12 protein-coding genes are annotated in these 11,540 nt (G+C 67.1%); 3 read left to right on the top strand and 9 right to left on the bottom strand.

All coding sequences use genetic code 11. The features are described 5' to 3' along the window. The 4 genes from KBY71_RS12620 to KBY71_RS12605 form a co-directional block, all read right to left on the bottom strand. Positions 1-858, bottom strand: an 858-nt coding sequence (locus KBY71_RS12620; protein WP_254929248.1) for an ABC transporter substrate-binding protein, incomplete at its 3' end; no start/stop codon positions are given. A gap of 4 nt (positions 859-862) precedes the next feature. Next, complete coding sequence (locus KBY71_RS12615) at positions 863-1,381, bottom strand: rod shape-determining protein MreD (protein ID WP_254929247.1); 519 nt, start codon at positions 1,379-1,381, stop codon at positions 863-865. Next, complete coding sequence (mreC, locus tag KBY71_RS12610) at positions 1,378-2,118, bottom strand: rod shape-determining protein MreC (RefSeq protein WP_254929246.1); 741 nt, start codon at positions 2,116-2,118, stop codon at positions 1,378-1,380. Before mreC ends, KBY71_RS12615 begins: the two co-directional genes overlap by 4 nt. A 5-nt stretch (positions 2,119-2,123) precedes the next feature. Further along, positions 2,124-3,170, bottom strand: coding sequence for a rod shape-determining protein (locus KBY71_RS12605; protein ID WP_254929245.1), 1,047 nt, complete (start codon positions 3,168-3,170; stop codon positions 2,124-2,126). A gap of 127 nt (positions 3,171-3,297) precedes the next feature. Here KBY71_RS12605 and KBY71_RS12600 point away from each other — a divergent pair, with 127 nt between their 5' ends. After that, positions 3,298-3,687, top strand: coding sequence for a single-stranded DNA-binding protein (locus KBY71_RS12600; RefSeq protein ID WP_254929244.1), 390 nt, complete (start codon positions 3,298-3,300; stop codon positions 3,685-3,687). A 14-nt stretch (positions 3,688-3,701) separates the two neighbouring features. On the opposite strand, the gene KBY71_RS12595 is transcribed toward KBY71_RS12600, so the two are convergent. Continuing rightward, positions 3,702-4,361 (bottom strand): DedA family protein, encoded by a 660-nt coding sequence (locus KBY71_RS12595; RefSeq protein ID WP_254929243.1) that lies wholly within the window; start codon positions 4,359-4,361, stop codon positions 3,702-3,704. A gap of 11 nt (positions 4,362-4,372) precedes the next feature. Then, positions 4,373-5,800, bottom strand: coding sequence for an adenosylhomocysteinase (ahcY, locus tag KBY71_RS12590; RefSeq protein WP_254929242.1), 1,428 nt, complete (start codon positions 5,798-5,800; stop codon positions 4,373-4,375). 137 nt (positions 5,801-5,937) lie between these two features. On the opposite strand from ahcY, the gene tsaE reads away from it, so the two are divergent. Next, positions 5,938-6,378: a tRNA (adenosine(37)-N6)-threonylcarbamoyltransferase complex ATPase subunit type 1 TsaE gene (gene tsaE / locus KBY71_RS12585; RefSeq protein WP_254929241.1), complete on the top strand. Its 441-nt coding sequence runs from the start codon at positions 5,938-5,940 to the stop codon at positions 6,376-6,378. On the opposite strand, the gene KBY71_RS12580 is transcribed toward tsaE, so the two are convergent. After that, complete coding sequence (locus KBY71_RS12580; protein ID WP_254929240.1) at positions 6,379-7,413, bottom strand: carbohydrate kinase; 1,035 nt, start codon at positions 7,411-7,413, stop codon at positions 6,379-6,381. It lies immediately after the preceding gene. Here KBY71_RS12580 and KBY71_RS15150 point away from each other — a divergent pair. Next, the gene (locus KBY71_RS15150; RefSeq protein WP_254929239.1) at positions 7,298-9,427 is read left to right on the top strand and encodes a bifunctional diguanylate cyclase/phosphodiesterase; all 2,130 of its coding nucleotides are present in this window, start codon (positions 7,298-7,300) and stop codon (positions 9,425-9,427) included. The two genes, KBY71_RS12580 and KBY71_RS15150, sit on opposite strands and share 116 nt — an antisense overlap. A 2-nt stretch (positions 9,428-9,429) precedes the next feature. Here the strand turns inward: KBY71_RS15150 and mutY are convergent, their stop codons facing one another. Continuing rightward, the gene (gene mutY / locus KBY71_RS12570; RefSeq protein ID WP_254929249.1) at positions 9,430-10,578 is read right to left on the bottom strand and encodes an A/G-specific adenine glycosylase; all 1,149 of its coding nucleotides are present in this window, start codon (positions 10,576-10,578) and stop codon (positions 9,430-9,432) included. After that, positions 10,575-11,459: an adenylate/guanylate cyclase domain-containing protein gene (locus KBY71_RS12565; RefSeq protein WP_254929238.1), complete on the bottom strand. Its 885-nt coding sequence runs from the start codon at positions 11,457-11,459 to the stop codon at positions 10,575-10,577. Before KBY71_RS12565 ends, mutY begins: the two co-directional genes overlap by 4 nt. Positions 11,460-11,540 lie beyond the last annotated feature (81 nt).

The following is an 11,540-nucleotide window of genomic DNA, read 5'->3' as shown; positions in this document are numbered from 1 at the left end:
GGCCACCTGGGCCAGATCCCCCGACTGATAGAGCTCGATCGCCCGCCGGTAGCCCTGGCTCACCACCTCCCGCGGCAGCAGGCCGCGCCGGTAGAGGTCGCTCCAGAAGGCAAAGGCGCGCCGGCCCGCCTCGCTGTTGAAAGCGGCCCGATGGTCCCCATCCAGCAACTGCACCCCCATCTGCACCAGGGTTTCCAGCAGCTCGGCCGAGTCGTCGGGCACCACGGTCACAAACAGGGCGTAGCGGCCCGTGCGGCGGTGCACCGCTTCGGCAAACGCAGGCACCTCGTCCCAGTGGCTGGGGGGCGCGCCGTAACCCGCCCGCTCCAACAGACGGCGATTGGCCATGGTGATCCGGGCCGTCAGATACCAGGGGATGGCGAACTGCTGCGCTGCACCCGGGCCTGAACCACCCTCCCCTGGCCGGCCGACTTGTTCGCGACCCGCCTCCCAGATCGCCGGCAGGTAGGCCTCGGCGGCCCCGGCGGGCAGCACGGTGCTCAGATCGCGCAGCCCGCCCTTGCTGGCCAGGTTGGCGGCAAAGGGCGGATTGAGGTTGACCAGGTCGGGTGCGGTGCGGGCGAACACGGCCGCCAGCAACTTGCGCTCCACCGAGCTCCAGGGCACATCGGTCCAGCGCACCCGGATCCCCGGGTTCTGGCGCTCCCAGGCGGCAATCAGGCCCTGGAGATAACCGTTGAACTTGGGAGCCAGATCCAGGGTCCAGAAGTTCAGCACCCGCTCGCCGGAGTTGCCACCGGATCGGCCGCAGCTGCCCAGGCCCCCCGCCAGCAGGGCGGCGGCAGAGCCGCCACCGAGCAGTTGGAGAAAGCGTCGCCGGCCCTGCTCGTGTGCCATCGGCTCAGCCTCGCCCGCCGGAGGTTTGCTGGCGCCAGAGCAGCAGCTGCAGGGAGCACAGCAGCGGTGCCAGCAGGCCCGTGAGCAGGGTCTGGGCCAGCCAGGTATGCAGGGCGGGTGCCGGCAGCCACGCCTCCGCAGCCGACCAACCAAGCAGGAGGCCCTGCAGGATCAGGCTGGCCCCGAGCAGGGCCGTGCCGAGCAGGGCCAGCAAACCCAAATTGAAACTGCGCTCGATCGGCGGCCCCTGGCGCCCCAGCCGGCCCCACCACCACCCCAACAGGGCCAGGGCGGGAATTTCCGTGATCGGGCCGAGATGGAGCCCGTCGAGCAGCAGGCCCAGGCCCGCGCCAGCCAGGGCCCCGGAGAGCGGGCCATCCACCAGGGCCCAGGGCAGCAGCCACAGCACCGGCCAGGCCGGGGCCACCCCCGCCAGCTTCAGCGGCCCCGGCGAGGCCAGCACCAGCCAGGGCACCACCAGGGCCGTGGCCAGACACCACCCATGGCGGGCCAAACGATTCACGGCAGCCGCACCTGCACCCAGTCGACCGCTTCGACCGGGGCGCTGAGCTGCACCACGGCCTCGGTGGCCGGAACGGCCCGGTCATCGACCGACTGGATCACGCCAACAGTGAGATTGGGCGGCACCAGGGTGCTGGCTGGTGAGGTCACCACCACATCGCCGGGGCGCACGCCCGGATCCTTCTCCAGAAAGCGCAGCACGGGCCGGCTGGTGCCGATCCCTGTGAGCAGGCCATGGCGCTGGGTGCGCCCCACCCAGACGCCCACACGGCTGCCGGGATCGGTGAGCAGGGCCACGGTGGCGGTGGTGGGCGTCACGCTCGCCACCCGACCGAGCAGCCCGCCGGGCGCCAGCACCGGCAAGCCCGGTCGAAGGCCCTGGAGCTCCCCGCCGCCGATCACCAGCTGCTGCCACCACCCCCCGGCCTGCCGCGAAATCACCGGCGCTGCCACCTCCCGGCCGCCACGGCCCTGCAACTCCAGCAATCCGCGCAGGCGGCGGTTGTCGACCTCGAGCTGACGCAGCCGGCTCTGGTCATTGAGGCTCTGGGCACTGCGAATCCACTCACCCTGGGCGCTGCCGGGCCAGAAGGGCCGGCTGACCAGGGCATAGGCATCACTGAAGCCCGCCCCCTTGCTGAGCCGAACCCCCACGAGGGCCAGCAGGAGCAGGCCCCAGGGCCAGGCCTGAAGAACCACCCGCAGGGCGGGAAGGCGGAGCCTGCGGCCGGCCTGCATCGCGATCAGGCGGTCTGACGCACAAAGTCAGGGGTGTCGAGCACGCGCTGCAGCCGCTTGTAGTCCTCGAGGACCATGCCGCAGCCGTTCACCACACACAAGAGAGGATCCTCGGCCACGTGGGTGAGGATGCCGGTTTCGTGGCTGATCAGGTCGGTGATGCCGCGCACCTGGGCGCCGCCCCCGGCCAACATGATGCCGCGATCCACGATGTCGGCCGCCAGCTCGGGCGGGGTGCGCTCCAGGGTGCGCTTCACCGCCTCCACGATCACGTTGAGGGGCTCGGCCATGGCTTCGCGGATGTCACCGGCCCGCACATTGATGGTGCGGGGCAGACCGGAGAGCAGGTGCAGACCCCGCACGTCCATCGAGGTGTTGTCGTGGGCGTCGTCGGGGAAGGCGGAGCCGATGCGGATCTTGATGTCCTCCGCAGTGCGTTCGCCCACCACCAGGTTGTGCACCTTCTTGAGGTAGACGCCGATGGCATCGCTGAGTTCGTCGCCGGCCACCCGCACCGACTCGCTCAGCACCGTGCCGCCCAGGCTCAGCACCGCTACTTCGGTGGTGCCGCCGCCGATGTCGACAATCATCGTGCCCACCGCCTCCGTGACGGGCAGGCCAGCGCCGATCGCCGCCGCCACGGGCTCATCGATCAGGTGCACCTCGCGGGCACCGGCCAGCCCGGCCTCCCGCACCGCCCGGCGCTCGACGCCGGTGACACCGCTGGGGATGCCGATCACCAGCCGGGGAGCCACGATGCCCCGTCCCTCGTTGGCCTTCTGGATGAAGGTCTTGATCATCTGCTCCGCCGCGTCGAAGTCGGCGATCACGCCATCGCGCAGCGGCCTCACGGCCCGGATGTTGCCAGGGGTGCGGCCGAGCATCATCTTGGCCTCATCGCCCACGGCCAGGGGCACACCCTTCTCGAGATCGAGGGCCACCACGGAAGGCTCCTGCAGCACGATGCCCTTACCGGACACGAAAATCAGGGTGTTCGCGGTGCCCAGATCGATCCCGATATCACGCGAGAACTGAAAACGACGGAAGAACACGGACGACCGGCCTGCAAGGGCCGAATCATAGGAGGGTGTTACAGACGGCCCGAACGGTGGAACTGATGGGAGGTGGCAACCCAACCGGGTGCCGCATCATTGATCCATCAGCACAGGAGACATCGCCATGGGCGTGAATTCCATCACCCTCGTCGGCCGGGCCGGCCGCGACCCAGAAGTCCGTTATTTCGAATCGGGGAGCGTGGTCGCCAACCTCACCCTCGCCGTCAACCGCCGCAGCTCCGGCGACGAACCCGACTGGTTCAACCTGGAGATCTGGGGCAAGCAGGCCCAGGTGGCGGCTGACTACGTGCGCAAGGGAGCCCTGGTGGGCATCATCGGCAGCTTCAAGCTCGACCGCTGGACCGACCGGGCCAGCGGCGAAGAGCGCACCAAGCCCGTGATCCGGGTCGACCGGCTCGAACTGCTCGGCTCCAAACGCGACGCCGAAGGCGGTGGCATGGGCAGCGGCGGCTTTGGTGGCGGAGCCCCCAGCGAGGAGGAAGTGCCCTTCTGAGGCCAGGGCCTCGGTCAGTGGGAGCTGTTGCGCTTCTTCCAGGTGCGCAGCCCCAGCCACACCAGGCCAGCGACCACGGCCAACACCAGCAGCACCTTGACCACCTTGGCCACCGGCTCGATCCAGAGCTCCACGTTGGTGTAGCCCTCACCCAGGGCCAGCCCCGCGCAGGTGAGCAGCAGGGTCCAGATCAGGCTGCCGGCGGTGGTCCACAACAAAAACGGAGCCAGCGGCATCATCTCGATCCCCGCTGGCACGGAAATCAGGGTGCGGATGCCCGGCACCAACCGGCCCCAGAACACCAGGGCCGTGCCGTGGCGTGAAAACCAATCCCGACTGCGGTGCAACTCCTGGGGGCTGATGCCGATCCAGCGCCCATGGCGCTCGAGCCACTGCTCAATGCGCTGTTCATTGATCAGCCGGCCAATGCCGTACCAGGGCAGGGCCCCCAGCACGGTGCCCAACAGCCCGGCCAGCACCACCGGCAGCAGGGCCAATTGGCCCTGCTGCACGTAGAAGCCCCCCAGGGGCATGATCAGTTCCGAGGGGATCGGCGGGAACAGGTTCTCGAGGAACATCGCCGCAAAGATGGCGCCGTAGCCCAACCAGGGGTTGGACTCCACCGCCGCACCGATCAGCTGCGGCAGCTGCTGCACCAGATCGCTGATCCCCATCGGGCTGGTCCTCAGTAGCGGTAGTGCTCGAGCTTGTAGGGCCCGTTCACCGGCACGTTGATGTAATCGGCCTGTTCCTGGGACAGCTCGGTGAGCCTGGCGCCGATCTTGTCGAGGTGGAGGCGAGCCACCATCTCATCCAGGTGCTTGGGCAGCACGTACACCTGCTTCTCGTACTGCTCACCCTTGGTGAACAGCTCGATCTGGGCCAGCACCTGGTTGGTGAAGGAGTTGCTCATCACGAAGCTGGGGTGGCCGGTGGCGCAGCCCAGGTTCACCAAGCGGCCCTCGGCCAGCAGGATGATCTTGTTGCCGCTGGGCAGCAGGATGTGATCCACTTGGGGCTTGATGTTGTCCCAGGGGTACTGCTTCAGCGACGCCACATCGATCTCGTTGTCGAAGTGGCCGATGTTGCACACGATCGCCTGATCCTTCATCTGGATCAGGTGCTCGTGGCGGATCACCTTGAAGTTGCCGGTGGCCGTCACGAAGATGTCCACATCGCGCACCACCTCGTCGAGGCGCACCACGCGGTAGCCCTCCATGGCCGCCTGCAGGGCACAGATCGGGTCGATCTCAGCGATCATCACCGTGGCACCAAGGCCCCGCAGTGACTGGGCCGAACCCTTGCCCACGTCGCCGTAGCCCAGCACCAGGGCCACCTTGCCGGCCACCATCACGTCGGTGGCGCGCTTGATGCTGTCCACCAGCGATTCGCGGCAGCCGTAGAGGTTGTCGAACTTGCTCTTGGTGACCGAGTCGTTGACGTTGATCGCCGGGAAGGGCAGCTCGCCGCTCTTCTGCATCTGGTAGAGGCGAGCCACACCCGTGGTGGTCTCCTCGGTGACGCCCTGGATGGCGGCGTAGATGCGGGAATAGAAGCCAGGCTGGGCCGCCAGTTTCTGGCGAATGCTGTTGAAGAGGGCGGTTTCCTCCTCGTTGGAGGGGTTGTCGAGAACGGAGAGATCCTGCTCCGCCTTGGTGCCCAGCACCACCAGACCGGTGGCATCGCCGCCGTCGTCGAGGATCATGTTGGGCGTGCCGCCATCGCCCCACTCGAGGATGCGGTGGGTGAAGGCCCAGTACTCATCGAGGGTTTCGCCCTTGTAGGCAAACACGGGGATGTTCGCAGCCGCAATCGCCGCGGCGGCGTGATCCTGGGTGGAGAAGATGTTGCAGCTGGCCCAGCGCACCTCAGCGCCGAGGGCCACCAGGGTTTCGATCAGAACGGCCGTCTGAATCGTCATGTGCAGGGAACCCGCGATGCGGGCGCCCTTGAGGGGCTGCTCAGCGCCGAACTTCTGCCGCAGGGCCATCAGGCCGGGCATCTCGGTTTCGGCGATGGCGATCTCCTTGCGGCCGAAGTCGGCCAGGCCGAGATCGGCGATCACGTAGGTGCTGGTGCTCTGCAGCGCAGGAGCAGTGGGGGTGGCCACCATTGGGTTGTCTCGCTGGGGGTACGGCTCGCTCCCGGCTGGGAGGGCGTGGTTGGGAAATATCTGCGGAGACGCCGAGGCTTCGGGCTCGCTGAAGGGGCAATCTACAGGCAGGTCCTGAGCCCCGCGATCCCGCACCCGTGACCCACCTCCTCGCCGATGCGGCCGCCACCCACGCCTTCGGGCGGCAGCTGGCCCAGCGCCTCCCCCCCGGCAGCACCCTGCTGCTACGAGGCGATCTGGGCGCCGGCAAAACCTGCCTGGTGCAGGGCCTCGCCGCCGGCCTGGGCATCACCGAGCCGATCACCAGCCCCACCTTCGCCCTGGCCCAGCACTACCCGTTACCCCATGCCGGCGGGCTGGTGCATCTCGACCTCTACCGGCTGGAGCTGGCCGCCGCGGCCGATGAGCTGTTCGCCCAGGAAGAGGAGGAAGCCCAGGCCCTGGGCGCCCTGCTGGCGGTGGAATGGCCCGAGCGCCTCAGCGTCCTGCCCGCCGGCTGCTGGCAGCTCCAGCTGGAACTGGCCGACCCCACGGATCCTGATGCCGGCCGCCGGCTTGCCCTGATCGAGCCCCGCTGATCAGGCTTCGGGGCAGGCCGCCAGAAAGGCCCGCACCTGGGCGGCGTTGGGTTGGGGATCGATGGCGCCGGCCCCCTGGCACACCAGGGCCCCGCAGGCACTGGCAAAGCGCATCAGCGGCTTGAGGGGCTGGGGCGGTCCGGCCAGCCCATGCAACAGACCAGCGGTGAAGGCATCGCCGGCCCCGGTGGTGTCGACGACCGGCACCGCAAAGGCGGGCAGCTCGCCCGGCTCGCCGTGCAGCCACCAGCGCAGCGGCGCACCGCCATCGCTCACCACCACCCCGGGGTGCTGGGGCAGGGACGCGCTCACCACCGCCGGGTCGCTGCTGCCGAACAACCACTCCGCCTCCTCCCGGGCGCACTTGATCAGGGCGGCCTGGTGCAGCAGGGGCTCCATGACGGCAACCTGGGCCGCCGTGGGACCGCTGCGGGGATCGGCCGCCGGATCCCAGAAGGTGGGACGCCAGTTGATGTCGAGGGCCAGGGGCACGCCGGCCGCCGCGGCCTGACGGCAAGCGAGCCCCAGGGCTGACGCCGCAGCGGGCGACGCGAGGGGAATGGTGCCCACCAGCAACCAGCGGGCCGCCGCCAGCAGGGGCCCGAGTGCGGCCGCCAGCTCGGTGGCATCGAGCGCCTGATCCGCAAACCCTTCGCCCCGATCCCCCGCAAAGCCGCCGAACTGGCGATCGCCCGCGGCATCGCGGCGCACCAGCACGATGCGGCTGGGCCTGGCCCCATCCCACTGAAGGGCGGTGGTGTCGACCCCCCGCTCGGCAAACAGCTGGCCAAACGCCTGGCCGATGCCATCGCGGCCCAGACGGCCCACAAAGGCCACCGGCGTGCCCAGCCGGGCCAGGGCGCAGGCCCCATTGGCGGGGGCTCCGCCGAGGCGGTCGTCGAGCTGCTCCGGCGGAGCCGTGGCCGGATCCCCTCCGGGTGGGCCAAGGCGATCCACCAGGGCCTCCCCCAGACACAGCACCTGGGGCGCCGGAGCAGCTGAGGCGATCACCGAGGGCACAACGAGGGCGGGCATCAGGCCCCGACAGCACTGCCTTTACGCTGCAGGCGCTTCGGCGGACCGGCAAGAAAGTTGGCCAAAAAATCACACGCTGTTGCGAACTTGCCTTCCAGATGCACAATGGCTTGGTGCGTTGCTGATTTCGCACATCACAGGCCTGATGTCGTCGCTTCCTCTGCCGCACTCTGAAGCCAAATCCGAAGCGATACAGTCACAGTCAGACGAGAAGAACCGTGCGATCCAACTCATTCGGAGCACCCAGGAAGCCGGTGTAGATATTTTCAACTTTGCCCTCTTTCCAGAGGGAGAAGCGATGCGCTCCTATAACCGGACCCATCCGGACGCTTGCTACACCCACTTCACAAGGGCTGAGGTTTGGGCGACAGGCTCCGCCGAAGCCTACTTAAGCGATCTCTTGCGCCAGCTTCACCCCGAAGACCAGCCCGAGATGGTCTCCTACATCCAGACGCACCTCGAGAGATGTGCCCAGGATTTTCCCCTAGGCAAGGTTCAATCGTTCAGAAGCAACCGCTTTAGGGCGCGCAATGCAGATGGTCAGTGGGGCTGGCACGAGGTGCGCTCCAGGCTTTATCGACATCGTGATGGTTTGATCATCACCGAAGGGGTGATGACCGAGATCACGGAAGTCATGCAACTACTCCTGGAAGACAGCCTCACGCAACTTCCCAATCGCCGGGCAACCGAGCAGTGGCTGCAACGGATTCTGGATCGCAATCCCCAGGAAAAGCTGGCTGTGATCAACCTGGATATTGACCGTTTTCAATCCATCAACGACAGCTTTGGCCAGGACTCGGGCAATGCCGTTCTTCAGCAAGTAGCCCTCATGCTGCAGGGGCAACTGCCCGCCGGAGCCTGGCTGGCCCGCCTCGAGGCCGATGAATTCCTCCTGGTGCTCTACCCAGAAGCACGGCTCTCAGAAGCCCGCCTCTCAGAAGCCGGGAGCGGAACCGGCGCGGCTCCAGCTCACGACGAAGCTGGCATGGCCACCCAGACCGAAGCTGCGGTACGGCGTTGGCAGGAAAGGCTCCAGCACATCTTCTTCGAGCGCCGTGAGCGTCGACTGCGCCTCACCGCCAGTGCTGGAACCGCCGTGCATCCCAACGGAGCCAACTGTGCCAAGCAACTCTTGCAACAAGCCAACACCGCCCTGATGGAAGCCAAGCGCCTGGGCCCAGGCGGTTATTGCCTATACACCAACCAGATCAGCCAGGCGATCGATTGGCGACTGCAGCTGGAAAAGAGTCTCGACCTCGCGATCGAGAGCAAGGCCTTCACTCTCGTGTATCAACCCCAAGTGGATCGCTGGGGTCGATGGATCGCTGCTGAGGTCCTCCTGCGCTGGTCCCTGCCAGACGGCCGCAGCATGAAACCGGATGTCTTCATTCCAATCGCGGAGCAAACCGGTCAGATCAGAGCCATGAATCACTGGGTGCTGGAAACGGCCTGCACCCAACTGAGCCAATGGATTCAGCAGGGCCTGAAACCGCCGCGGCTGGCGATCAACCTCTCCGCAGTGCAGCTGGAGCCCACGGCCCAGGACCCGGCGCTCGTGGAGGAGCTGCTGGAGGCCTGCCAACGCCATGGCATCACACCGGATCAGCTGGATTTGGAGATCACCGAAACCGCACTCCTAGGCAATCGGGAGCTGGCTCTCCAACAGCTGAAGGATGTGGTGGATGCGGGCTTTCGACTGGCCATCGATGATTTCGGCACGGGCTACTCCTGCCTGCAGATCCTGCAGACCTTCCCTGTCCAGTTCGTAAAAGTCGACAAGAGCTTTGTGCAACAGCTTCCCAACAACGGCAAGGATCGACAGCTGGTGGAATCCATCCTGCTCATTGCCCGCCAACTCAACCTGCAGACGGTGGCCGAAGGGGTGGAAAGCGAGGCCCAGTTGCATCTGCTCCAAGAACTGGGATGCGACAGCTTTCAGGGCTATTTCATTGCCAAACCCCTCAACAGCCAGGAGATGGCCGACCGGATGCGAGCAGAGTTGGCCCACTCCTGAACTCAGCCGGCCTGGGCGTCAGAAACAGCCAACCGCTCCAGCAGGGCAGCAATGATCCGCGCGTTCGCGGCGGGGAAGGGAAACTCCCCCAGCTGCTCGGGCCGCACCCAGCGCACCTGCTGGGACGCCAGAGGCTGGGGCTCACCAGCCAGCCAGGTGCACAGGTGCACCACAAAGCGCAGCTTCTTGTGGCTATAGGCGTGCTCGAGCGTGATCAACTCCTCGCCCACCTCCACCGCGATCGCCAGCTCCTCCTGGAGCTCGCGGCAGATCGTGGCCTCGATCGCCTCGCCGGGCTCCTGCTTGCCGCCGGGGAATTCCCAGAGGCCGCCCAGTAGGCCCTCATTGAGGCGCTGATCGATCAGCACCTCGCCGGCCGCGTTGCGCACCACCCCCACGCCGATCACCTGGAACGGCAGGTCGCGGGGGGCGTCCTTCACGGGGTAGGCGGCGGGGTCGCCGGCAGCGTAGGCAGCGCAGTGCCCCTGCCAAGGACAGACGCCGCAGCGGGGGTTTCGAGGGGTGCAGACGGTGGCGCCCAGGTCCATCAGAGCCTGGTTGAAGGCTCGGGGCCGCTGCGGATCGAGCAACGTCTCGCTCAGCTGCCACAGCCCGGCGAGCTCCCGCGCCGGCGGCCGGGGGCTCGCGATCAGCCGCGCCAGCACCCGCTTGACGTTGCCATCGAGGATCGGATGGGGCCGGTCAAACGCCGAGGAGAGGATGCTGCCGGCGGTGCTGCGGCCGATGCCCGGCAGGGCCAGCCAGCCCTCCAGATCCCGCGGCCAGGGGTCGGTGGCAGGGCGAGCGGCGTCGAGCAACACCTGGGCGCCCTGGTGGAGCCGCCGGGCCCGGGCGTAGTAGCCCAGGCCCTGCCAGAGCAACAGCACGTCGTGCTCCTCGGCCGCCGCCAGGGCCTCCAGGCGGGGGAACCGGGCCATCCAGCGCTGCCAGTAGGGCAGCACCACCTGCAGCTGGGTTTGCTGCAGCATCACCTCGGCGCACCAGATCGAGTAGGGATCGAGGCTCTCGCCATCGGCCGGCAGGCGGCCATCAGGTTGGAGCTTCCAGGGGATGGTGTGGCGGCCGTGCTCCTGCCACCAGCTCAGCAGCAGCTGGCGGATCGCCCTTACCGGGATCCCGGCACCCTTCAGGACTCCGCGACCAGCTGCTGCAGGGCGTCAATGGAGCCGTCGGCTTCGATCGCACGCACCACAAACATGCCCTCGACCCCCTTGAGCTCCACCTCCTGGGCTGGACCGATCCGGAGCCCATAGGGGTCGATGAGCTGCTCGGCAACCGCCTGGGAGACCAGCAGGGGAGATTGCAGCAGCTTGGTCTGCCCTTCCAGGCGACTGGCGATGTTCACCGTGTCGCCGACGAGGCCAAACCGCAGGTCGTCGCTGGGCCCCACCTTGCCCACAATCACCGGGCCCACGTGAATGCCAACACCGATGCTCAAGGGCACCCCGAAATCCTGTTCAACCACTCTGGAGAGCACCTGGATGCGTTCCAACATCTCCAGGCCGGCATCCACGGCCTGGCGACAAGCCAACCGCGGGTCGGTCTCCAGCCCAAACACGGCACTGATCTCGTCGCCCACAAAGAGATTGACCTGGCCTCCGTGTTTGACAATCACCTGCTTGAGGGCGGTGAAATAACGGTTGAGGATATAGATCACATCAAACGCGGAGGAGGATTCCGTAATGGGCGTGAAGTTGCGCATGTCGGCGAACAACACGGCCAGGGAACGGATCTGACCGAGGCCTTCCTGCCTCTCCAGCCGTCGCTGACGCTTCTTCTCCTCCGGGGGCGTGATCAAACGCTTCACCGTCACCGGACCCGTACCCACGATGCGCGTGGTGCAGGCCAGTCGCACATGGTCAGGCCAGCCGCGCTTGGTGGCCATCAAGGCCTCCGCGTCACTGCGCGGCGCGAGCTGATCGAGCCCTTCAACCACTTCCACCCGGCAGGTGGAACAGATGCCATTGACGTGGACCCCGGCAATCGGTCCAGGGTGAATGAGAGTCCTCATCCGGCCAGACTGGGCCGGGGATTCGACCATGAAACGCACCAGGCACACAGCGGAGCAGATCATCCGCAAGCTCAAGACCGC

The organism is Cyanobium sp. T1B-Tous (assembly GCF_024345475.1).
In the GTDB taxonomy this organism is placed as follows: domain Bacteria; phylum Cyanobacteriota; class Cyanobacteriia; order PCC-6307; family Cyanobiaceae; genus Cyanobium_A.
The sequence above is the reverse complement of the archived record's forward strand: the minus strand, read 5'-3'. Positions and strand labels throughout refer to the sequence as shown.